Origin of the sequence: Vagococcus sp. CY53-2 (assembly GCF_022604695.1) — a bacterium.
Taxonomy (GTDB): domain Bacteria; phylum Bacillota; class Bacilli; order Lactobacillales; family Vagococcaceae; genus Vagococcus.
The window spans coordinates 730,420-755,085 of sequence record NZ_JALAHP010000001.1; the positions used below are offsets into that span (position 1 = coordinate 730,420).

Annotated in this window: 23 protein-coding genes; 5 read left to right on the plus strand and 18 right to left on the minus strand. The window is 32.1% G+C overall.

Annotation, left to right across the window (positions count from 1 at the left end; genetic code table 11):
- Positions 1 to 44: 44 nt before the first annotated feature.
- The 7 genes from MN581_RS03500 to MN581_RS03530 all read right to left on the minus strand — a co-directional run bounded on the left by MN581_RS03500 (position 45) and on the right by MN581_RS03530 (position 9,613).
- Positions 45 to 1,442 (minus strand): hypothetical protein, encoded by a 1,398-nt coding sequence (locus MN581_RS03500; RefSeq protein ID WP_117973137.1) that lies wholly within the window; start codon positions 1,440 to 1,442, stop codon positions 45 to 47.
- The gene (locus tag MN581_RS03505) at positions 1,429 to 1,968 is read right to left on the minus strand and encodes a sigma-70 family RNA polymerase sigma factor (protein WP_117973138.1); all 540 of its coding nucleotides are present in this window, start codon (positions 1,966 to 1,968) and stop codon (positions 1,429 to 1,431) included. The genes MN581_RS03500 and MN581_RS03505 overlap by 14 nt, the downstream gene beginning before the upstream one ends.
- 124 nt (positions 1,969 to 2,092) lie before the next feature.
- Complete coding sequence (locus tag MN581_RS03510; RefSeq protein WP_117973139.1) at positions 2,093 to 3,670, minus strand: peptide chain release factor 3; 1,578 nt, start codon at positions 3,668 to 3,670, stop codon at positions 2,093 to 2,095.
- A 364-nt stretch (positions 3,671 to 4,034) separates the two neighbouring features.
- Positions 4,035 to 5,465, minus strand: coding sequence for a flotillin family protein (locus tag MN581_RS03515; RefSeq protein WP_117973140.1), 1,431 nt, complete (start codon positions 5,463 to 5,465; stop codon positions 4,035 to 4,037).
- 19 nt (positions 5,466 to 5,484) lie between these two features.
- Positions 5,485 to 6,003 carry a hypothetical protein gene (locus tag MN581_RS03520; protein WP_117973141.1) on the minus strand — a complete coding sequence of 173 codons (519 nt, stop codon included), beginning with the start codon at positions 6,001 to 6,003 and terminating at the stop codon, positions 5,485 to 5,487.
- 141 nt (positions 6,004 to 6,144) lie between these two features.
- Positions 6,145 to 8,895: an ABC transporter permease gene (locus MN581_RS03525; RefSeq protein ID WP_241699195.1), complete on the minus strand. Its 2,751-nt coding sequence runs from the start codon at positions 8,893 to 8,895 to the stop codon at positions 6,145 to 6,147.
- A gap of 16 nt (positions 8,896 to 8,911) precedes the next feature.
- Positions 8,912 to 9,613, minus strand: coding sequence for an ABC transporter ATP-binding protein (locus MN581_RS03530; RefSeq protein WP_241699196.1), 702 nt, complete (start codon positions 9,611 to 9,613; stop codon positions 8,912 to 8,914).
- 139 nt (positions 9,614 to 9,752) lie between these two features.
- Between MN581_RS03530 and MN581_RS03535 the strand changes: the two genes are divergently transcribed.
- Together MN581_RS03535 and MN581_RS03540 are read left to right on the plus strand one after the other, a co-directional pair.
- On the plus strand, positions 9,753 to 10,427 hold the full coding sequence (locus MN581_RS03535; protein WP_117973144.1) for a DNA/RNA non-specific endonuclease: 675 nt from the start codon (positions 9,753 to 9,755) through the stop codon (positions 10,425 to 10,427).
- Between the two features lie 14 nt (positions 10,428 to 10,441).
- Positions 10,442 to 10,822, plus strand: coding sequence for a hypothetical protein (locus tag MN581_RS03540; protein WP_117973145.1), 381 nt, complete (start codon positions 10,442 to 10,444; stop codon positions 10,820 to 10,822).
- Positions 10,823 to 11,451: 629 nt separating this feature from the next.
- On the opposite strand, the gene MN581_RS03545 is transcribed toward MN581_RS03540, so the two are convergent.
- Positions 11,452 to 12,543, minus strand: coding sequence for an aminopeptidase P family protein (locus tag MN581_RS03545; protein WP_241699197.1), 1,092 nt, complete (start codon positions 12,541 to 12,543; stop codon positions 11,452 to 11,454).
- Between the two features lie 62 nt (positions 12,544 to 12,605).
- Positions 12,606 to 13,757 carry an N-acetylglucosamine-6-phosphate deacetylase gene (nagA, locus tag MN581_RS03550; protein ID WP_241699198.1) on the minus strand — a complete coding sequence of 384 codons (1,152 nt, stop codon included), beginning with the start codon at positions 13,755 to 13,757 and terminating at the stop codon, positions 12,606 to 12,608.
- A gap of 236 nt (positions 13,758 to 13,993) precedes the next feature.
- On the opposite strand from nagA, the gene MN581_RS03555 reads away from it, so the two are divergent.
- Entirely contained in the window at positions 13,994 to 14,167 is a 174-nt protein-coding gene (locus MN581_RS03555) for a DUF2187 domain-containing protein (protein ID WP_117973148.1), read from the plus strand.
- A 38-nt stretch (positions 14,168 to 14,205) separates the two neighbouring features.
- Here MN581_RS03555 and MN581_RS03560 read toward each other — a convergent pair whose 3' ends face one another.
- The 6 genes from MN581_RS03560 to MN581_RS03585 form a co-directional block, all read right to left on the minus strand.
- Entirely contained in the window at positions 14,206 to 15,423 is a 1,218-nt protein-coding gene (locus MN581_RS03560; protein WP_117973149.1) for a pyridoxal phosphate-dependent aminotransferase, read from the minus strand.
- 90 nt (positions 15,424 to 15,513) lie between these two features.
- The gene (locus MN581_RS03565; RefSeq protein ID WP_117973150.1) at positions 15,514 to 16,209 is read right to left on the minus strand and encodes an ABC transporter permease; all 696 of its coding nucleotides are present in this window, start codon (positions 16,207 to 16,209) and stop codon (positions 15,514 to 15,516) included.
- Complete coding sequence (locus MN581_RS03570; protein ID WP_117973151.1) at positions 16,209 to 17,138, minus strand: osmoprotectant ABC transporter substrate-binding protein; 930 nt, start codon at positions 17,136 to 17,138, stop codon at positions 16,209 to 16,211. The genes MN581_RS03565 and MN581_RS03570 overlap by 1 nt, the downstream gene beginning before the upstream one ends.
- The gene (locus tag MN581_RS03575; RefSeq protein WP_117973152.1) at positions 17,138 to 17,773 is read right to left on the minus strand and encodes an ABC transporter permease; all 636 of its coding nucleotides are present in this window, start codon (positions 17,771 to 17,773) and stop codon (positions 17,138 to 17,140) included. The genes MN581_RS03570 and MN581_RS03575 overlap by 1 nt, the downstream gene beginning before the upstream one ends.
- A complete protein-coding gene (locus tag MN581_RS03580; protein WP_241699199.1) occupies positions 17,773 to 18,939 on the minus strand; it encodes an ABC transporter ATP-binding protein in 1,167 nt (388 codons plus the stop codon). Before MN581_RS03580 ends, MN581_RS03575 begins: the two co-directional genes overlap by 1 nt.
- 86 nt (positions 18,940 to 19,025) lie before the next feature.
- The gene (locus MN581_RS03585) at positions 19,026 to 19,757 is read right to left on the minus strand and encodes an acyl-ACP thioesterase domain-containing protein (RefSeq protein WP_117973154.1); all 732 of its coding nucleotides are present in this window, start codon (positions 19,755 to 19,757) and stop codon (positions 19,026 to 19,028) included.
- Positions 19,758 to 19,940: 183 nt separating this feature from the next.
- Between MN581_RS03585 and zwf the strand changes: the two genes are divergently transcribed.
- A complete protein-coding gene (gene zwf / locus MN581_RS03590; RefSeq protein WP_117973155.1) occupies positions 19,941 to 21,452 on the plus strand; it encodes a glucose-6-phosphate dehydrogenase in 1,512 nt (503 codons plus the stop codon).
- A 43-nt stretch (positions 21,453 to 21,495) separates the two neighbouring features.
- Here zwf and MN581_RS03595 read toward each other — a convergent pair whose 3' ends face one another.
- Positions 21,496 to 21,786: a hypothetical protein gene (locus tag MN581_RS03595; RefSeq protein WP_117973156.1), complete on the minus strand. Its 291-nt coding sequence runs from the start codon at positions 21,784 to 21,786 to the stop codon at positions 21,496 to 21,498.
- A 149-nt stretch (positions 21,787 to 21,935) separates the two neighbouring features.
- Here MN581_RS03595 and MN581_RS03600 point away from each other — a divergent pair, with 149 nt between their 5' ends.
- Positions 21,936 to 22,790, plus strand: coding sequence for a LysR family transcriptional regulator (locus tag MN581_RS03600; RefSeq protein ID WP_117973157.1), 855 nt, complete (start codon positions 21,936 to 21,938; stop codon positions 22,788 to 22,790).
- 258 nt (positions 22,791 to 23,048) lie between these two features.
- Here MN581_RS03600 and MN581_RS03605 read toward each other — a convergent pair whose 3' ends face one another.
- On the minus strand, positions 23,049 to 24,212 hold the full coding sequence (locus MN581_RS03605; RefSeq protein WP_233519178.1) for an AI-2E family transporter: 1,164 nt from the start codon (positions 24,210 to 24,212) through the stop codon (positions 23,049 to 23,051).
- Positions 24,213 to 24,223: 11 nt separating this feature from the next.
- A complete protein-coding gene (locus MN581_RS03610) occupies positions 24,224 to 24,577 on the minus strand; it encodes a PTS glucitol/sorbitol transporter subunit IIA (protein ID WP_117973158.1) in 354 nt (117 codons plus the stop codon).
- Positions 24,578 to 24,666 lie beyond the last annotated feature (89 nt).

A 24,666-nucleotide genomic window follows, 5' to 3' on the forward strand; every position in this document is an offset into this window, starting at 1 on the left:
TAGTCTCCTCAAAGAATCCAAAATCGTTTGAGGAGACTTTTTATTTATTGTCTAATATCTATCCATTCTAATCCCTTTGCGTTTAATTTTTCAATATCACCATAATACAAAACTGGTAAAAACATCTTACTAATTTGTGTATCATCAACAAAATAACCAAATTTTATTTCCCTTTTTTCTCCAGGTTTAATATCTGGCATTTTATAAAAACTTTTTCCTTCACCATGGCTATCTAAATAATCTACTTCTCCAGAATACGGAGTAAAATCAACTTCTTCTTTAGTAGCACTCAACCCTTTTTTACTATCTTCTAAAAGATAAAGTCTATTTTGAAAATATAAGTCTTTAATGGTTTTTTTACTTTTATTTTCTATCGTAGCTGTCAAATAAACAAATTTAGTTTTTACTTTTCTTTCTCCTACTACTTCATCAAGTGTTTGTATACCATCTCCTTTTTTGATTATTTTTTGATTAAATGGTAATAATTCACCATCATTTGCTATTAACTGTTTGTCTTTAAGCTGTTCATATGAATTACTATTAAAATTATTTTTATCTAATAATTTTATATTATCCATAACGGTGGCACTTTTAACGGTAAATAAAACCTCTTGCATGTCATAAACTTTAGTATTTACTGCATCACCTATCTTATGGATATTAGAACTATTTTTAGATAAATAGTAATTTTTTTCTGGTTGTTTACCTTTGAATAAGTCTTTACTTAAAATACCATAATGAGTAGCATCCTTTTCATTGGTTTCTTCTAAAGATACTTTTTCTAACATTTTTTTCCATTCTGATTCCTTAACATCATTTGAAATATAGGCTTGTAAAACATAACCTTCCTTCTCAAAAAATAGATAAACAATCTTATCAAATTGAATATCTCCGGAATTCATCATATTTTTTTTAATGACAATACTAGGATGATTATTAAGTGTTAATTCTTCATAGTCTTTTGTGTAAAGTTCTTTAAAGTCTTCTTTTCCAGATAATTGCCATAAAACGAAACTTATTCCTCCACTGTTTATGTTGTTCTTATAACTAAACTTATTAGAGTCGTTATCTTCTACCATATCTCTTGGAATATAGTCGAATTTCAATTTATAAAAATGATCATGATTATATTTTTTTCTATCTGATAAAGAAATATTTAATTCATAATTATTTTTATTTACTATCCATTGATAAATTTCTTTTGAGGCATAAATAGTCGTTGGAATCAAAACTATTGATATAATGGCTATCATCAACACACGTTTTAATCCAAATTTGGTTTTTGATTTTTTTGTTGACACCTTTTTTAAAAAATTTTGTTTATTTAATTGATAGGTTGAAGAAAAATGATGTATCTCTTGTTCTTTATCAAACTCTTCTTCAGCTAATCTATTTGCTATTTCTTCTATTGTTTTCCTTTCAAATTTTTCATTCTTTCCCATATTTCTTCCCTCCAATCACATTTTTCACCATACTTATAGCTCTCTCAAATTGTTTTCGTATAGTTGCTTCTTTTGAATCCATTATTTTTGCTATCTCTTTATTTGATAATCCATAGTAAACTCTATACAAAAAGACATGAAGATATGGTTCTTTTAATTGCTTACTAATATCTAATATTTCCTGTTCAGATATCATTTTATCCACATAATCATTCACATTATTATCTTCTTCATGTTTATCCTTTTTAGTTTTATAATTTTCAAGATATTTTATCTGAGTATTGTTTTTACGATACAAATCAATCGATTTATTCTTTGTTATTTTGATAATAAATTTTTTTAAATGTAGATCATCAAATTTTTTTATACTTTCCAAATCTGAATATAATTGTTCAAAAACTTCTTGAGTAATATCTTCTGCTTGCTCTTTATTATTCAATACTGATAAAGCTTGATAAAATATTTTCTGTTCATAAATCTCATATAAATATTCAAAAAATTCTTTATCTGATTTGTGATTTTTCATGATAAACTCCTCTCATAGCTACCTTCATAATATATAACGTTTCAAGAAACTAATATGTGACACTTTTTAACATACAAAAAGAGATTTTTCCTAAATTACAGGAAAAATCTCTAATAAATCATTTTTACAACAATGTTTTCAATTCTACTTCTGGATACTTATCTGCAAACCAACGCATCGCGAATTGGTTTTCAAATAAGAATAATGGTTGGTCAAATCGATCTTTTGCTAAGATATTTCGACTTGAACTCATTTTTTCATCTAACTGAGATGGGTCAATCCAACGAGCAATTTTTGTTCCCATTGGTTCCATGATTAACTCAGTATTGTACTCATTCAACATACGATGTTTGAATACCTCAAACTGCAACTGTCCAACAGCTCCAATAATATAATCCTCAGTTAAATAAGTTTTATATAATTGAATAGCTCCTTCTTGTACTAGTTGATAAAGTCCTTTGTGGAACGATTTTTGTTTCATCACGTTTTTCGCCGTAACTTTCATAAATAACTCTGGCGTAAATTGTGGTAAATCTTCAAATTCAATCTTATCTTTACCAGTGAACAAAGTGTCCCCAATTTGATAGGTTCCTGTATCATATAGCCCGATAATATCACCAGCCACTGCTTCTTCTACGATTTCACGAGAATCAGCCATAAACTGGGTTGAGTTATTTAATTTTATTTTTTTCGATTCGCGAGCTAACTTAACTTCCATGCCTTTTTCAAAACTTCCTGAACAGATACGAACAAATGCAATTCTATCTCTATGAGCTGGGTTCATATTTGCTTGAATTTTAAAGACAAATCCAGAAAAGTCTTTGTCATAAGGACTAACTTCGCCACCATCTTTTGTTTCATGCTCACTCGGTTTTGGTGCAAATTGTAAAAATGTTTCTAAAAATGTTTCCACACCAAAGTTTGTCAAAGCAGAACCAAAGAATACTGGGGTTAATTCACCTTTAGCAATTTTTTCTTCTGAAAATTCATTTCCAGCTTCAAGTAACAACTCAACTTCTTCCATTACTTGTGAAAAAATAGATTGTTGTTTTAATGGGTGATCCATTTCTAATTCTCTTTCGTCATTTAGAGGTAAAAACCTTTCACCATCAAATCGATCAGGACGATGAATTTCGATACGATTATTGTAAATATCATATAACCCTTCAAATCCTTTTCCCATACCGATTGGCCAGTTCATTGGATAAGAATCAATTTCTAACACTTCTTCTAATTCTTCTAGTAAATCAAGTGGCTCACGACCATCTCTATCTAGTTTGTTAATGAATGTAAAAATAGGAATACCACGCATACGACATACTTGGAAAAGTTTTTTCGTTTGTGCTTCAATCCCTTTAGCACTATCAATGACCATGACAGCACTATCGACTGCCATCAATGTACGATAAGTATCTTCCGAGAAATCCTCATGTCCTGGTGTATCTAAAATATTCACGCGTTTGCCTTGAAAATCAAATTGCATCACGGAACTTGTTACCGAAATCCCACGTTGTTTTTCAATATCCATCCAGTCTGATTTTGCATAGTTTCCCGTTTTTTTACCTTTTACAGTTCCCGCATTTCTAATTGCACCACCAAACAATAGTAACTGTTCCGTAATTGTTGTTTTACCAGCATCCGGATGCGAAATAATAGCAAATGTTCTTCTTCTATCGACTTCTTTTTGTTGATCAAATCCCATATATAGACTCCTCTTAATTTTCTATGTATTTATATTACTAATTTAGTAGAAATTCACGCTCTAGTATAACATAAAATCTCAAACAATAGATTTTATTTCATAAAATTTTAAAAAGGCAAAAGAAAATACCCTTGTCTCAGAGCGAAGACAAACTAATTACTCATTAAGCGTATCGGGTTATCTTTTTTATATTAAGACATGCAACAGTTATCCAATTTTTCATGTGCATTTTTCTTTATCTATTCCAACATTAACAGTCACGCCTTTTCTCTATTTTACCAAAAAAAGACAAAGCATCGAAATTTATCAATACTTTGTCTACCGTCAGAATGCCCTTAGTAAAATACCTACAGGTGTTCTTTCTTTATTCACTTTTTTTTGCAACAAATGATTCTAACATATCCTTAACATTTAACCCTGTTGTTTCTTTTAGTGTTTCTTGAGTAGAAGCTAAAAGGTTCGTAGCATAATTTGTGACACGATTCGCTCCACTATTGTCTCCACCTTGACCAGTATCTACAACAGAAATTTTCTCGATATTTCCTAATGGTTGTGCTGCTTGTTTCACTAATTCAGGTAAGATTTCAATAATCATACTCATAACAGCCGCTTCCCCGTATTGTTTAAAGGCTTCGGCAATTTGTTCTTTCGCTTTGGCTTCGGCTTCACCAATCGCTAGAATAGCATCCGCTTCAGCTTGCCCTTCCATTCTAAGTTGAGTAGCATTTGCTTTAGCCATTGCTTCCACTTTAAATTGTTGTGCTTCGGCTTCAGCTACTTCAGTTGCTTTTTCTGCTAAGGCTTCTTGTTCTTTAGCATAGCGATCTGCGTCCGCTTTTTTCTTCACTTCAGAATCATATTGTCGTTCACGACGTTGAATTTCTTTTTCTTCTAATTCAATCTGTTTTTGACGCTCAATAACTTTAACTTCCATCTCTTGTTCGATAACGTGTTGTTGTGCTTTGGCACTTTCTAAATTATAGGCTTGATCGGCTTTGGCTTTAGCAATATCTTGTTCTTGCTTATAAGCAGCTAATTTTAATTCTTTTTCTTTCGTTGCTTCAGCAATTTCTGTCTGACGTTGTAATTCTGCTTCTTGAGATTCTTTTTCCGCTTGTGCTTTTTTAATACGTGTTTCTTTGCTTGCTTCAGCTTCAGCAATTTCAGCATCACGTTTTACTTGAGCAATACGAGGTTTTCCTAATGAATCAAGGTAACCATTTTTATCTCGTACTTCTTTAATAGTAAACGACACAATCACAAGTCCCATTTTAGCTAAATCTACACTGGCTACTTCTTGCACACTTTGAGAGAACTTATCTCGGTTTTGATAAATTTCTTCCACTGTCATTGAACCTAATATCGAACGTAAATGTCCTTCTAACACTTCTCTGGCTTCATTTTCTAATTCTTCACGTGTTTTTCCTAAAAATTGTTCCGCTGCAGTTGCGATTTCTTCAACTGATGAGCCAATTTTAATAATGGATGTCCCATCAGCCATAACTGGTACACCTTGTTCAGTATAAACATCTGGTGTTGATACATCTAATTTACTTGATAAAAGACTTAAACGATTGCTTCGTTGAAACACTGGTAAAACAAATGCTCCACCACCACGTACAATTTTGACACGATTTCCTTCATTGTCAGCATGGACATTTTTATTTCCTAAATAGCTCCCACTAATAATCAATGCCTCATCTGGTTTAGCTGTTTGATATTTTGAAACAAATACAATCAATAGCATGATTAGTATAAACACCACAAGCCCAATCGCAATAATCCCTAAATTCATTTACATTTCTCCTTTTATTTTAAAAATTTTCAACATATGGCACCACATAGCATACTCTTTCCCTAATTTCGATAATAAGAACTTCTTCACCCTTATTAATTGGTGTTTCCTGTTCCTTATAAAATGCCGCAGGACGACTCATCGTACCTGTAACATTGCTAATGGTAATCTCTCCCATTCCCTTAACAGGTATTGGCGTAATGACAGTTGCCACTCTTCCTTCTAATGTTTTTTCTGACACAGATAGGGTTGATTCAGAATTTTTTAGAGGAATTAATATGTAAAAGTTTAATAAAAATACAATAACTGATGATAGTAGAATGGCGATAATTAATACCCAGCCACTACCTAATGATGATAGCGTTTCCCCTAGATAGCCAAAAAGCGAAACAAATGCAATCCAAGGTACAATTAATACTGGATCAATTGGCCCATCAAACTGTAAGATGTCACCAACTAAAAATAAAACAACAGATAAAATAGTACAAAATATTAAAATATAAAAGTACACTTGTTCAATTGATTGTATTCCAAACATCTCTCCCACTCTCCTTCCCACCTTATTATTATTAGTTTACCAATATTTCAATCAAAACAACAGAAAAATCGTATATTTTCCAACCGATATTCGAAAATGGTATAAAAAAGACAAAGGACTTTCCTCCTTTGTCTAAAAAGATTATTCAGTTGATTTTAGTGCTTCAATCATATCCACATGTTTTAATTTTCGATGCATAATTAACATGACAATAAATGAAAATAGAATCGTTAGTAATGCTGAATACACATAACTAATTGGATGAACGGTTGTTGGAAACATCATCATATCAATTTCTGCTGTTTTAAGAACATAACCATGTAAAAGGACCCCTAATACAAATCCTAGTAAAATCCCTAAAACGGTTAAGATATTATTTTCTCTATACACATACATGGTCACTTCTCTATCGTAAAATCCTAATACTTTAATAGTAGATAATTCACGTATACGTTCAGATATATTAATATTGGTTAGATTATACAACACGACAAACGCAAGTAACGCTGCTGAAATAATTAATACCCATACTACGATATTTAAACTAGACATCGTATCATCCATCGTTTTACCTATTTGACTGGTAAAGGAGACATTTGCAGCATAATTACTTTTCATTAATTTATCAGCTAAATTATCTTCTTGTTTGTCACTTAATGACTTATCAAATTTCAGCAATTCCACATTATATTCAGGCTTTTTATTAAACGTTTTTTCAAAATAACTTGGTGTCATGTACACAAAATGCATGGCATAGTTTTCAACAACCTCTTGAACTTTTACCGTCATATCTTTATTGTCTGTATCTCTGATAGTTAATTCATCTCCAGATTTTACATCAAAGAAGTTTGCTAACTTTTCATTGATAATGACTCCATCATTAGATAACATGTATGTGTCACCAGATTTTCGGTTATTGAATGTAATAAATTCTGCTAACCTCTTCTCTTGCTGCGGAACATCCACTGTCACTTCTCGACTTATGTATCCTTTTTTGACAACGGTCATATTGTGTTGAGATAGAGTCAAACTTGTTTTAATCTGACTATCATCTGCTTTTATTTTCTCATAATTTTCTTTTTCTTGAGTCGTACTATCTTCATTAATGGTTACTGTCGCATCATAATGCCATATTTTATTAAACTGAAGATTAACAATATCACCGATTGAATCTTTCAATCCAAATCCAGTTAAAATCATTGCTGTACAGCCTGCTATCCCTAAGACTGTCATCAACATACGTTGTTTATAACGAAATAGATTTCTAGCTGTTACTTTTTGATTAAAACTAAATTTAGACCATAACCAAGATATTCTTTCTAATAAAATACGTTTACCTGGTTTAGGTGCTTTGGGTCTCATCAATGTAGCTGGAGTACTCAATAAATCAACTCTTAATACAAGAAGTGATGCTAATAACGTACAAAGTAAAGCTACTATAATTGATTGAATGGTGTAACTTGGATAATGAGTAATAATCACAGATGGCAAATTATACATACTACCATATGCATCAAAAATGACAGTTGGAAATAAATAATAACCTATTGCCAGTCCAATTAAACTTCCAATAATACTGGCTGTTGTAGAGTAAACAATATATTTTTGTGAAATTTCCCAATTTGTATAACCTAAGGCTTTTAGTGTTCCTATCTCTCCACGCTTTTCATCCACCATACGTGTCATAGTTGTTAAAGAAATAAGAGCAGCTATCATAAAGAAAAATACTGGAAATACTGTGGCGATGGAAGAAATCCGATCAGCATTATCTTGAAATTCTGCATAAGAAGGATTATCTTCTCTTGAAAAATAATGATAAGTTGGTGCTTTTAAGTCATCAATGGTTTGTTGATTTTTTGCTAATTCTTCTTTTGACTCTGCTAATTTTTGTTCTTCTTGTTCTATTTTTTTCTTTTCTTCATTTAATGTATTACTAGCTTCTTCTAGTGTTTTTTCCTGTACTTCATCTACAGGTAATCCTTGCTGTTTTGCTGTTTCGATTAACTGTTTATTATCATTTAATTCTTTTTCTTTTTCAGCTAATTGTTTTTTTCCATTTGTTAATTGTGTCTCGCTATCAGTTATCTGTGTTTTAGCTTTAGCTAATGACTCATTTGCTTCTTTTTTCATTGCTTCTAGTTGTTCTGATGGGCGATTTTTCAAAGTATTTTTTAAATTTTTGACATCTGTATCATAGTAGTTATTATAAGCTTTACTATAACTTGCTGTCTTTTCAGTATTAACATATTTAATATACGCTTCTGTGTAAACGGGTAACGTAAATACCTCTTCTTTTATATAACCAAAATAATCAATGGTTCCTTTACCAACTGTTGTATAGCCTCTGGAAACTTTATCTATATACATAGGACTATTCACAAATCCAACAACTTTAAAACTAGTTTGTGAGACACTTTTGCTATCATCTAACTGAATTGTTAACGTATCACCGATTTTATAAAATTGATTGTCTTGTACTTGAGTATCAAGTGCCATTTCATTATCTTTTTCTGGTAATTTTCCTTTTACAAGGACTGGTTTGTTAAGTTCATTTTTTCTAGATTCATAGGACATTAATTTTAAGACATGATTATTTTCTTTTGTAAGAACATCTAAACTATATGACGGTTCAACTGTTTGGACAGTCTTGTCTTCCTTGATTAATTCAATGTCTTTGTCTTCTAATCCTGTTGTTGACACAAGTTTTGTATCCATTAATTTATAGTCTTTATAATAATTATCTGCTGTATTTAACATGTCAGGGCCTGTTGCTTTAATACCTGCGTAAAATCCAACACCTAACATAATAATTAATAGGATTGAGATAAATCTCGCCTTAGATTGATACATTTCTCGAAAAGTAGATGTCCATAATGCTTTTTTCTTTTTCATTTAGCTGAACCTCCCTTTACCATTCTAACTCGCTGGCTTTTACTGGATGGTCATTTTTTTCAATACTTCTTACTTTTGCATCATTGATTTTAATAACGCGATCGGCCATTTTTGCAATTTCTGAATTGTGTGTAATCACAATCACAGTTGTACCATATTTTCGGCAAGTTTCTTCCAAAATAGCCAATATATGCTTACCTGTTTCAAAATCCAAAGCTCCAGTAGGTTCATCACATAACAATAATTTAGGATTTTTAGCTAGTGCTCTAGCAATGGCTACACGTTGCTGTTCACCTCCAGATAATTGAGCAGGAAAATTATCTTTACGATGATCCAATTGAACCATCTCAATCACACTATCGACATCTAATGCCTTTGGTGAGACTTGTGATGCTAACTCAACATTTTCTTTAGCCGTTAAGTTAGGTACCAAATTATAAAATTGAAAAACAAATCCTACATCTACACGACGATACTTTGTCAATTCCTTTGCATTGAATGTTGCAATATCTGTTTCATCCACAATAACTTGACCTTCATTACAACTATCCATACCACCTAAAATATTTAAAACAGTTGATTTTCCTGCGCCACTTGGTCCTAGTATTACAACAAACTCACCTTTCTCAATTGAAAAATTAATATCATTATTCGCAACAATGATACTATCTCCCATTTTATAACGTTTATACACATTCTTTAATTCCACATAACTCATCTAATCCCTCCTTTTTTCTCACTTATTATTGTAACAAAAGATGGATTATTTAAACATTCATAACATAAAAAAACAGAACGCTTTTTCTTTTTATGGTAATATCATATAATGACAAGCAACTACAAAAAAGGAGTACAACATGACTAAGAAAAACAAGAATAAAAAATCATCACCTATTCAATATATCATTGGGTTAGTGATTTGTATTATATTGGTAGTAGCAGGTGTAAAATCACCTGAAACATTAATGGCGTTTTTACCATTTGAGCAAAATCATTCTGTCACAAAAAATGAACACACTAATAGCTCAATTCAAAAGGATAATCCAGGTCCAGTTGAACATGGTAAAGCAAAGTTTACAGCAGAAGAATTGAGAAATAGTTCAAAAGGATGGATAGAATATGGCAAATTAGATAAACTTGGTAGACCAACTACTGCCAATGCCCTTATTAAACCCAATATGGTCAATACAGGCACATCTGCTAACCAAAGTATTCGTCCTCCTGGTTTTATTTCTGGTTTAGAACCTCATAACCATTCGCGTGGCCATTTGATTGGAAGACAACTTGGCGGAACGGGCGACAAGTTAGAAAACTTGGTCACGCTATATCAAAATCCAGTTAACACTCCCTTCATGACAAAATATGAAAATATGGTTCGAAAAGCTGCTGATGATGGGGAAACAATTCGATATCGAGTGAAGCCGGTGTATAATGGAAAAGAACCTATGCCTATTGCAGTCGATATAGAAGGTAAAGGTTTAAGTAAACAATCAAACATTGATTTTTATGTCACAATTGAAAACAAACAATAATGGAGTTGAGGTTAATGGAGACGTTTAAACAACTAGCACTAATGACAACAAATACTTCACCTGCACATTTTTTAACTCTCATTAAAGAAAAAAATCTGCAAGAGATGACAGACTATTTTATTTTTAACAATGACAAAAATAGCCAACAATTTTATCAAGCATTGGACTTTTTAGCAGATGATGGGATTTGGACAAAAGAAGACTTAACAGACTACACCTTTATTGCACAAACCATTGACAATGATTATATTGTCGCAACAGATGAACAAACACTAGTTATCCCTTATTCTTGCTATCAATCTGATAGTGAATCATTTGATGTATCTGTCTTCACCTTTTTTTCACTTGTTGAGGATAATGAACTACACTCAAAAATCATCGCCAAAATAGACTAGAGGATAGGTTCCTGCTAGTCTATTTTTTACATTAAAAATACTATATGTTAACAATATCACTCTATACTTTCATTTACTAAATTTTCCGTTTACAGTGACATACTCAACAAAATAAATCATAACATAAATTAAAGTAAAAAAAGACAGTCGTTTAATTGATGTGTTTTTAAATCTTTTAATAACCCCAAACCAAAAAGTGAATGACCAAAAACGAACAATACAATGATACTAATATGATGGTATTGTAAATACCCCATATAAATCATGAAATGCTAAACACTATTAAGAAACAAAAAAATTTTTATTAAAAATGATATAACGCGTTTCAATTGAGGTATGCTATTATATATTTTTTGCTTTTTTTCCACCCTGTTCTCCCTGATACAATCCTTTTATGACTATATACTTATCCTTCATAACAATCTTACTTAAAGTTTTTCAAAAAAACGATACTCACTTTTTTATATTATATTAAATAAACGGAAAAATAATGACATTAGAAAAACTAATGAAACTAATAACATGTTTATGTCTTAAAAAATGTATCGTTATCTAATCAATTCACCTAATCATCATAATAAAAACTATGAACTGAAGCTTATTCCTCCAATTCATAGTTTTAATCACATTTAATCTATTACAATTAATTCTTTTGGATACTCATTTAAAATCTGACAGCCATCTTTTGTTACGACAACTAAATCTTCAATTCGAACACCAACTTCTCCAGAAATATAAATACCGGGTTCAATTGAGAAAATCATTCCTTCTTCAACTATATCTGTATTACTTGCTGATACATCTCCAGCCTCATGTACCTCTGTGCCGATAAAATGTCCTGTCCTATGAGTAAAGTACTCTCCATATCCTTTTGAGTCAATATAATCTCTTGCCGCTGCGTCAATATCACATAAACGAACGCCAGGTTTAACTGTTTCAATTGCTCGCTTATTTGCTTCGAGTACCGTTTCGTATACATCACGGCTTTTATCAGATACCTCTTTATAAAAAACAGTTCGCGTCATATCAGAACAATACCCATTTTTCACACCACCGATATCTAAAATAATACTATCACCAGGTTTTACCTTTGAATCGTCATTCATATGATGCGGATCAGCTCCATTAGCACCATAAGCGACAATTGGTTCGAATGAGAAGCCATCATTACCTAATTTATGATAAATTTTTTCTAATCGTTCCGTCATGTTTAATTCAGTTAATTCTTCTGGGATTAAACCGATTAATTGATTCATCGCCAAATCATTATCATGAGAGGCTTCTAACATTTTTTCTATTTCTTCTTCAGTTTTAACTGCTCTCACTTTATCAATGACATTGGAACTTAACGTATATTGACTAATAGGTGCATCTAATTCTTTCATAATATCTAATAAAAAATGGGCTGCCCAATTTTTTTCAACTGCTATTGGTTTGTTACGATCTAGTTCTTTAGCTAATGTTAAAACACCCATTCCTTTATCAGTATCATCAACAAAAATAATTGGCATTCCTAATGATTCTTCAGAAACAGGAAACAATCGATTTATCACAGCTACGTGGTGGCCATCTTCTTTAATAATTAAAGCAACTAAACGTTCTCCCGGATCAATGGATTGTCCTGTCAAGTAGGCAATTGATGCCTGATCCGATACGATTAATTGAGGTAACTGTTGTCGTTTCATCTCTTGTAATACACGGTTCATTCGTTCTTTATTCATTAAACTTCGTCTCCTTTTTCTTGAATAAAAAAACGGTAGAAAACTCTACCGTTTCACTTATTTTATTGTACTTCATAACGGCATTCACCGTCTAGGTAAGTTGCTTCTAAATTTAATGATTTGTCTAGAACAATAAAGTCAGCCGCACGACCTGGCTTAATCATGCCACATACGTCATCTATTTTACAACTAATGGCGGGAACATAACTTGCCATCATAATGGCTTCAGCAGGTGTCGCAATCCCCCACTCTACCACGTTTTTAACAGCTTCTTTTAATTTCAAAATACTACCGGCTAGATTTCCCTCTTGCATTCTGGCAGTGCCATCTTTAACCGTTACTTTAAATTCACCCAACATATATTCTCCATCAGGCATCCCCCCAGCCATCATACAATCAGTAATTAGTGCCACATGATCTCGACCAGTTGAATCCATTAAAATTTCAGCAGCTGTAGGATGAACATGATGACCATCACAAATTAATTCTGAAAAAACATGTTCCAAACTAAGTGCTGCTCCTACCATTCCTGGCTCTCGGTGATTTAAACCACGCATCCCATTATAAGTATGAACAAAGACACTTGCACCTGACTCAACTACTTCTTTCGCTTGAGCAAGTGTGGCATTACTGTGACCAAGAGACACAACAACTCCTTCATTTGTCACTTGTTGAACAAATTCTTTTACGCCTTCTCTTTCAGGAGCCAATGCTATTTTTTTAATCATGCCACCAGAAGCGTCTTGCCATTCATGAAATACTTCAATACTTGGGTCTGAAAAGTAACCAGGATTTTGAGCTCCTTTATGTTCTTCCGTGAAAAACGGACCTTCAAAATAAATCCCTTGGATTTTAGCTCCATTGACTTGATTTTTTACTTTACCAATTGTTGTCGCCACTTCTTTCAGTCTCTTGTGATCAGACGTCAATGTTGTGGGTAAAAAAGAAGTCACTCCACATGATAAAAGGGCTTCTGACATGACTTTTAATCCGTCAGCATCGTTATCCATGACATCATGGTTCTTAAAACCATGAATATGAGTATCTACCAGTCCTGGTGCTACCCATTTGCCAGATAAATCAATTAATTCATCATACTCATTAGGTATCTCATGTGTAACGTTTCCAAAAATATCGTCATTTATTTCCAAATAGCCCGGTCCAACTTCTCCACTTGCCAAAAAAAATTTATCAGCATAGATTACTTTTTTCATTGCTAACACTTCTTTCTTTTCTTATATATCTTAAAACTATCATTATTTAATTCATTAGTCAATAATTGGTCTAGATATTTCATAAACGCTTCGTTTGTTAATGTACTGTATATTTTTTTATGAATAATAGAAGAAAAATAAAAGGGTTTTTATTCCACATTTAGAAAGTTTAATGTTATAATACAGAAATATTATTACTATGCTTTTTATTTTTGGATGATATGGGAGAGATTAGTATGGATACTAAAGAAAAAGTGTTCTTTAAATGGCAAGGTGGACGCTATGAAGGCATCATTGAAAAAGAATATGAGAATTCTGTTTTAATTGAAGTCAATAATCCCGATGATGAATTAAAAGATAAATATTTAAGTCGAATCGTCGTGAGTAAAAAAGAGATTAAAAAGAAATAATGATTAAAAAAGTAGTTAGCCTGTTAGGCTAGCTACTTTTATTTCTGTCTATATGTAGATAAAAATGTTTCTAAACTTAATGTGGCTTTTTTTAGTTCTTCCATTTCCGGTAAATAAACAATTCTAAAATGATCTGGAGTAGACATATTAAATCCTTTTCCATGAACCAATAAAATTTGGTGTTCATGTAAAAAATCTAACACAAATTTTTCATCATCTCGGATATTAAATTTCTCTATATCTAGTTTTGGAAAAATGTAAAAGGCTGCTTGTGGTTTTTTCACTGTTACACCAGGAATCGCATTTAAAGCATTGGTTATGTATTCACGTTGCTCATAAATTCGTCCACCTGGTAAGAGTAATTCATCCACACTTTGATGCCCACCTAAAGCTGTTTGGATAATTTGCTGCGACAATACGTTTGAACATAATCGCATAGAAGCTAACATATTAATTCCTTCAATGTAACCTTTAACGTGTTTCTTTTCTCCACTAATAACCATCCAACCGCAACGAAATCCTGCTACACGATGAGATTTGGATAACCCATTAAACGTTACCACGCATAAATCAGGGGCTAAACTAGCAATTGATACATGTTCCAAACCATCCATTACTAATCGATCATAAATTTCATCTGAATAAATAATTAATTCATGTTCTCTCGCCAATTTTACAATTTCTAATAATAACTCTTTTGAATAAAGAGCTCCAGTTGGATTATTAGGATTAATCAACACAATCCCTTTCGTTTTTGGTGTGATTTTACTTTTGATATCCTCAATATCAGGATACCAATCAGCTTGTTCATCACATACATAATGAACCGCACGACCACCTGATAGTGTAATCGCTGCTGTCCATAAAGGATAATCTGGCATAGGAACAAGTACTTCATCATCATTATCAATTAGTGCCTGCATAGATAATGTAATTAATTCGCTAACACCATTTCCAGTATAGATGTCATTAATCGTAACATTTGGCATTTTCTTTAATTGGCAGTATTGCTGAATCGCTTTTCGCGCCGAAAAAATTCCTTTTGAATCTGAATAACCTTCAGATTCTCTAGCATTCGTTATTAAATCATGAATAATTTCATCAGGGGCTTTAAAGCCAAACGCAGCAGGGTTTCCAGTATTTAATTTTAATACATCAACCCCTCTAGCTGTCATTCTATCTGCCTCTTCTAATACAGGACCTCTTACATCATAGCTAACATAATCTAATTTGGATGATTTTTTAAATTGTCTCACTAACTTTCCCCCTAATAAAAAACTCGCTTCATTTTTTTCTAAATTACACCTATAAACAATGAAAGACAAGTTAATTTTTCTTTAAATTATTTATGGTGTGTCTTTTCCTTCTACTGCCGTTGACGCACCAACTAGTTTTCCAGCTGGATCCAGTCGTTTTTCCACCAATCCTAGTACCCAATCTGTTACAATCGCCATCAGTGCAGTGGGTAATGCTCCAACTAAAATAATAGCCGTTCCATCAGTCGCGTTTGTTCCACGGATAATAATATCTCCTAACCCACCAGCTCCAACAAATGATCCAATTGCTGTAATGCCTATTGCTACGACAAGGGCATTTCTAATTCCTGCCATCAGAACAGAAATAGACAATGGCAATTCAATCATCCATAAACGTTGGAAAGACGTCATTCCCATTCCTTTTCCTGCATCAAGTATGTCTTTATCGACTTGTGTCATACCTGTATAAGTATTAGAAATAATTGGTAAGAGAGAATATAAAAATACCGTAATAATAACCGTATTCACCCCTAAACCAAAGGCAAGCATTAATAGAGATACCATTGCCAGCGATGGAACAGTTTGAATAACATTGGCAGCTCCAATCACCCAATCTACTAAATGCTTCTTTTTTGCAATAAAAATTCCAATAGGAATTCCCACAATAGCTGCAAAAAATACCCCGTAGATTGAAATAAGAAAATGTCTAACAAATTGGGAGAGGACATAGCCACTATTGTTTTGTAAATAATAAAAGAACTGTTGCATTATATTCATATCTTGCATTATTTTTCCCCCTCAAAAAAGTTATTTTCTCTTAAGAATTTTTTGGCGACTGTTTCGGGTTCTAATAGATTATTATCTGCTTCGTAATTAAGTCGTTGCATGGTTTTTGTATCTATTTTCCCAGACAATTTAAGTAATGCTTCTTTTAATTTTAGATTTTTATTCATCACATCATTATCAATCACAATACTACCATCATAAGGTGGGAAAAATCTCAAATCATCTTCTAACACAACTAAATCATAACTTGCAATACGTCCATCTGTTGAATACCCTAAAACAACATCCATTTTTCCAGCAGCAACCGCATCATATACAAGACCTATTTGCATAGGATAAACCTTTTTAAAATCGACGTCATATGTGTCTGAGAATGCTTGATACCCATCTCCATCACGTTTCATCCAAGATGTATCAACACCAGCTGTTAGTTGATCGGCAACATTTTTCAAATCACTAATTTTTTTCAAATTATATTTTTCAGCTGTTTCCTTTGATACCATAAAAGCATAAGTATTAGCGAATCCATAAGAAGGTAACCATGTTTGATGATATCGCTTGTTAAATTCTTCTGAAACAATATCAAACGCTTTTTCTGGATCTTTTTCAGCAGGTAAATTTAGTGTCCCACTTAAGTCCGTCCCTGTATAACGACCAGCAGAAATATCAATATCTCCATTAACCATTGCATTGTGTGCTACTGTACTTGTTCCCAAATTATTGATAAGAACGACTTTATCATCTGTATAATGTTCAATCATCCCTTTAACTAAATTGGCTAATATCTGATTTTCCGTTGTGGCCAAAGATCCGACACGAATGGTTTGAGTATCTCCTTTTCCACCACCTAATCCAGGTAATTCGCAACCTGTTAAAAAGAGAAGCCCTATCATTAAAATGAATAATAATTTGTTTTGTTTTGTTCTCATTAACTATTAGCCTCCTTCATTTTAGGAGATAGTCTTTTTTCTAATAGTCCTAACAAAAAATCACTTATTAAAGCTAGTAGCACCACTGGAATAGTTCCTCCAATAATTAATTCTGGTTTGTATAGGTTCAATCCACTAAAAATTAAATCACCTAAACCACCACCACCAATATACGAGGCTAAAGTTGCCCAAGCAATAACGTAAACCGTTCCTAAACGAATACCACGCATAATTGTAGGCAAGGCAAGTGGAACTTCTACCAAACGAATTTGTTCATAGTCGGTCATACCCATTCCTTTAGCTGCATCTACCATATTAGGATCTACTCCTTTAATACCCAAATATGTATTTCTTAAAATAGGTAGAAGCGAATAGATGAACAACGCGACAACTGCGGTCATTTTCCCGACCCCAAAAAAAGGTATAAACATTGTTAATAAAGCTAAAGAAGGAATAGTTTGTAATACACTAGCAAGTCCAATGATAATGTTTGCTAATTTATTTGTGCGAGTCAATGCAATGCCTAAAGGTACCGCTACAATCACACCAAGTAGTAAAGCGATGACTGAAATATATATATGTTCAAATGTTTTGACAACTAATTCATTTCCATTTTCCAATAAGAAGGTATTCATTATACTTCCTCCTTCTCTACTGGTGTTTCATCTTCAGATGATGAATCCTCTTCTCCCCAAATCGTATCATAAACCATGTCTACAAGAGATGAACGAGTTAAAATTCCGACTAGTTTTTTATTGTCATCAACTACTGGCACATATTTCAAACCACGTTTTAAGATACGTTGAATGGCATCTCTTAAAAGGGCTGTTTGTTTTATATAGAATACATCAAGTTCCATGATGTCCCCAACACTTGTCGAGTACCCACGCTTATCATTAATAGACTCAACATCAATAAAGCCTTTTAAGACATTATTTCCATCGACAACAAGTAACGTATCCACTCGTTTTTCACGCATTAAACGAATCGCTTGAGACAATGATTTTTCTGGTGTAATCGAAATAGCACGTTTCATCATGACTTCACCTACTGTAATAAAATCTTGCTGACTATGCATCAAACGTTCTTCTCCGATTAATTCGCGGACAAAATCATTCGCTGGATTACGTAAAATATTTTCAGGCGTGTCACATTGAACCACTTTTCCATGACTCATGACTACAATTTTCGTTGCTAATTTTAGTGCTTCATCCATATCATGTGTAACAAATACAATCGTTTTCCCCATTTTTTCTTGCAATTCTTTAACAAAATCTTGTAATGAATCGCGAGTAATAGGATCTAATGCTCCAAAAGGCTCATCCATCAAAATAATATTTTGATCAGCAGCCAACGCACGAATCACACCGATACGTTGTTGTTGTCCACCAGATAATTCATTTGGATAGCGATCAAGCATTTCTTTAGGAAGCTCAACTAGCTTAATCAATCTTTCTGCTATTTCATTGCGTTCTTCTTCAGGCCATTTTAGTAATTTCGGTACCAATGTAATATTTTCTCGAATTGTCATATGAGGTAATAAACCAATATTTTGGATGACATATCCAATACTACGTCTTAAATCAACAGGATTTTCTTTTGTGATATCTTTTCCATCAATTAAAATCTTTCCTGATGTTGGTTCAATCATACGATTAACCATACGCATTGCAGTTGTTTTACCGCTACCACTTGTTCCGATAAAACAAATAAATTCACCATCCCCAAATGATAAATTTATGTCAGATACTGCCTTTTTATTTCCTTTATAAATTTTCGATACATTTTGAAATTCAATCAAAATTTTGCAACTCCTTTTTATTTAGTTTATTTAAGTGTGAACGATTTTAACTCAATATGCAAATTTCATTTATCCTGATCATAAAACTATCGTATTTCCCACTTTATCAAACCATCTGCACATATATCTGTACCAGATTTTATTTGATGAAGTGTTTTATTATCATCTATTTCCTCAATATAGCTATCCACTGTTTCCCCATAGCGAATTTCTTTATTAAATTTAATGATCACTCGACTTGGAACATGACTAATCAAAAAATCATAAGACATACTATCCATCATCCAAGCAGGATAGGTGGCATTATTAACATGATGATTATCATCAATGTCCCAAAAACTCACACCAAACGAGCGATTGATCGATTCTGATTGTAATGTTGGAATTTTTTCTCCACGTTTTATTCGTTTTGTTTTCTCAGATTGAAAAGGTAAAATAACTTCATCTGGAACGGCATGAACTTTTCTGGTGGTATTATCCATTAGTGCGAAGGTTGACTCCATAAAAGCCAATTCATTGTTTTTTTTATCATGTAACCAAAATTTTCGATAACAAAAATATTTATTATAACTTTCAGCTTGAGTCGTTATAAAAACATCATCTCCAGAAACTGGTAAAGAATGTATGGTTAAATCATGTTCAGTAATAATCCAATTGATATTAAAACTTTGAAGTAACGTCTCATTAACACCTAAAGAATCACTTTGATTAGCAGAAGTTCGTATCATCATCTTTATCAGTGTTGGAACTTTTAATAACCCTTCAGCATCACAATCATAATAAGGAATTGTGTACTTTTCAGTAAACGTATTTGTCATATTATCAACCTCTCATATGTTTTTAATCAATTATATCATAAAAATAGTGTTTATCTTATCATGGCGATTAAGTAAAAAAGATTCTCATAAAACTCTAATTTATTGATTTGTCCGTCTTTTACAAGTAAAATAAGACCAATAATAAGATTATTTAGATATATTGTTAGGAAAGTAGGAAATAAGATGACACAAGACAACAAAGCATTATTTATCATCTTTGGGGGAACTGGAGATTTAGCTAAAAGAAAACTTTATCCGTCTCTTTTTCGTTTATTCCGTAAAGGAGCTATCAACAAACATTTTGCTGTTATAGGAACAGCTCGTCGTGAATGGACAAATGAACACTTCAGAGAAGTCATAACAGACAGTATTCAAGAATTAAACCCTACCCCAAAAGAGCTTGATTCTTTCACATCACATTTTTATTATCAAGCACATAATGTTACCAATACACAAGAGTACGTTACTCTTGAAAAACTTGCTAGTGAACTAGATAATACTTACCAATTGAATGGTAATCGTGTATTTTACCTAGCTATGGCACCAAGTTTCTTTGGAACAATTGCTCAACACATTAAATCTGAGCATATTTTAAGTGAGAATGGTTTCAACCGCTTAATTATCGAAAAACCATTTGGAACAGATTATCAAACAGCAAAAGAATTAAATGATTCTATTTCTGCCGCATTTACTGAAGATCAGATTTTCCGTATTGATCATTACTTAGGAAAAGAGATGGTTCAAAATATTTCTGCCATTCGTTTTGGAAATAATATTTTTGAATCGTTATGGAATCACTACTATATTGATAATGTTCAAATCACGTTGGCAGAATCTTTAGGTGTAGAAGAGCGCGGAGGGTATTATGATAAGAGTGGTGCATTAAAGGATATGGTACAAAATCATATTCTACAAATAGTCGCACTTTTAGCTATGGAACCACCAACCATCTTTTCTGATCATGCCATTCGAACTGAAAAGATTAGTGCATTAGAATCTATTCGTATCTACAACGAAAAAGAAGTCAAAGAAAATGTTGTACGAGGACAATATTCTAAAGGTCATCTTGGTAGTAATCAATTCCCAGGGTATCATGAAGAAAAAGATGTCGACCCTACCTCTTCAACTGAAACATTTGTGGCCGGAAAATTAATGATTGATACGTTTCGTTGGGCAGGTGTTCCTTTTTATATTCGTACTGGGAAACGTCTGACTGAAAAAGGAACACGTATTAATATTGTCTTTAAAACAACACCAATTAACGTATTCCGTTCAGCAGATCAAACAGAAGATATTCCTGAAAATATCTTAACCATTTATATCCAACCTACTGAAGGATTTTCTTTAACGTTAAATGGCAAAGAAATCGGATCAGGCTTTGCAATGGATCCTGTTAAACTAAATTATCGTCACTCAAGTGAAACATTAGAAAACAGTCCTGAAGCATATGAAAAATTACTTTTAGACTGTCTAAAAGGAGATGCCACTAACTTCACTCATTGGGATGAAGTAGCTGCATCATGGAAAATTGTTGACGTTATTAAACATGTATGGGACAAGGATACTTCCAACATTCCAACGTATCCTGCTAGGACGATGGGACCTAAAGAAGCCTTCGACTTACTTGAAAACGATGGACGTTCATGGGTTTGGGAACCTGATCAGTGGTATAGAGAAAAAGAATTATTAAAATAAAAAAGGTGAACTTGATTACATCATCAAGTTCACCTTTTTTATTTTAACCAAAGTAATCCTTCATAAAAGAAGCCGTTTCTGAATCTAAACCAAGTTCCAAAAAATTTTCATCGATTGGTTGAATTCTGTTTAGATTGTAGCCATCATATTTATCAATTTCATGTAGTATATGTCTAATATCATATAATACTTCTTTTTCAAAAAACCATTCCTTTAACCTTGTTTGTGTCAATTTTCCTTCTTGTTTTATATCATCTAAATGCTTATCCATTTTTTCTATACTCTTTACAATATTATGAATAATTTTTTCTTCTTTTTTTTCTTTTATTTCCATTTTAAACACTCCATTATTATTTATTCATTGTACAATGACAAAGAAATTTATTTTCTATTTAATTTAGTAATGACGTTTATCTCTTTTTTTGATATCATTAGAATAATCTCATTTTTTAATTATTTTATAATCAGGAAGGAGGAAATCACATGGACATAAGACAGCTAACTTATTTTGTTGCAATTGCCGAAGCAAATACGATTTCCGACGCTGCTAAAAAATTAAATATTGCTCAATCAGCATTAAGTCAAATGCTAAAACAATTAGAAACTGAATTAGGGACCATTTTAGTTGAACGTCACAAAAAACAACATCATCTTACCCCTAGTGGTCGTATTATGTATAACGAGGCGTTATCTATTATTGCGCAAATCAACTTAGCGAAACAACGTATTCACGATAGTACAGTAGGAACTCTAGGCTCCCTTAACATCGGAGTGGATTCACTCTTATCCACAGTATTATATACAAATATTAAAGACTATGTAAAAAAATATCCTGATATTAAACTCAATTTTTTTCAAAATGATCAATTCACATTAAAAGAAAGGCTAGATGAAAGACAAATTGATGTAGCTTTGACTCACTACACTCTTGATCAAAAAGAATATACTATAGCTCACAAAGAAACGGTTCCTGTTTACCTCGTTTACTCTGAAAACTATGACAAACATTGGACAATGAATGAAATTCTTAATCAATCAAAAGATATCATTTTACCATTGCATAAAGAAGAAGAACTTTATAGGGATCTTGTTATTTGGTTAAATCTTACTACTAATAGTAAAAAACAAATAACAAGCTGTACAGATGTTAAATTACTTTTACAACTTATAAAGACTAAACAATGTATCAGTTTTGTTCCAGAATTTTTACTTAGTGAATTGCCCAAAAGTATTCATGTCCATAAACTTACCCATCCAAAGTTACATTATTCTTATAAATGGATTTATCTAAAACATCGATATTTTCCACACATTATGACCGAATTTTTATCATTTTAATTATATTTAATCATTTAAAAAATACTTTTTGATTAGTGTAACAACAAATTAAAATTAAAAAAACAACTCATATAAATTTGATGAATGACATATTACGTTTAAAAATTCTTTAAAATATTTCTTAGCTAAGAGCACTCTTATTAAATCATTTATTTATGACTCTTTTTGTAACTAAATGTGAAAAATGCTATCATAAATATTAAAATCTCTTTAACAATAGAAAAAAGCCACCAATATCATTAATTGGTGACTTTTTTATTACACTAACGTTGTATCCTCTTTTTCTTCTTCGTATAATCCTGACACTTCCTTGTACCAAGTAAATAAATGTATTACGATAACTTTAATGGCCGCATATCCAGGAATCCCTAAGATAACGCCCAGTACACCGAATAGTTTACCAGCTGATAATAATACAAAAATAATGGTAATAGGATGAATATCTAATTGACTACCTAAAACAAGTGGCGATACGACTCTACCTTCAATGGTTTGTTCCAAAACAAAAACAATAATCACAGCTATTAACATCTTAGGACCATTTACCAACGCTAAAACAATTGCTGGGATAGTTGCTAAAGCTGAACCAATATAAGGAATGAGATTTAGTACACCAGCCAAGATACCTAACGTCACACTGTATTCCAATCCTATTACACTAAAACCAATCATAAACATAACAGCTACTGCAAAGGCAACTGTCACTTGACCTCTAACATAAGAAGATAATTGCTTATTGATATCTTCCAACACTTTCAGCGTTGGTTTTCTCATTTTAGTAGGTATTACGGGGGTAATATATGGTACAAGTTGTTTTCCATCTTTTAATAAATAAAATAAAATAAATGGAACAGTAATTGTAGTAACAACAACATTCGCAACAGCTCCCACAATATTACCTAGACTATTAAACGTTGTTTTTGAAACAGAACTAGCTAAACTACTAATGGATGTGATTAATTCATTAAAATATTTTTCAAATGGTTCACTAAACTCACTTAAAGCTGGGAGAGCCAAAAATTCTGTCGTCTTTTGTTCAATAATATCCCAATAATGAGGCCATTCTGTGACAAAACTTTTGGTCTGATATTCAATTTTAGGAATCAAGATGACAATTCCCCAAATAATTAAACCTAGAATGGTAATAAAAAGAGCACTTATCGTATACACACGCTTAATACCACGTCTCTCAAAAAAATTTACGACTGGATTTAATAAATAATATAATAATCCAGATATAATGATTGGCACACCAACAATACCTAAAAATTGTGCAACTGGTGTAAATAAGTGTGATACTTGTGTAAACACTAATAATATTAATAATACGAGCAATATAACCATTAACCCAGTAATAAGTTTATTATTTAAAAATAAACGATAAAATAAAGATTTGGTATTTCCTTCTTTTTTTACTTTCAACTACTTTCCCCCTAACGATATGTAATAATAGTCCCTTCATTAATGACAGGGAATGTATATGGTTCTAAATAGATAGCGTTAGATAATTCGTCCATTCCTTCTGGACTTTTAAACATTAATGACACATGGCCCATAGAGTCTAATTGTCTATTAGCTATAGGACCAATTTTTACAACATGGTACTCTTGATCATCAAAAGAAATAGTCCCACCAACTTCAATGTTAAACGGTTCATCTGTTTCAATTGTTTGAATAACAGAAAATTTTTCTAATTCATTTGTTACTTTTTCTCCAAATAAAATAATCATTTCATCTTTTGCATCCATTGAATGCTCGCCAATTTGTTTGACAACTGCTTTTATCATAAAGACATCTTCCCCACTTTTATAGTATTTATGATATAACTATACCACAATAATAAATAAGACTCTCATTTTATGCTAGATTATTTGAA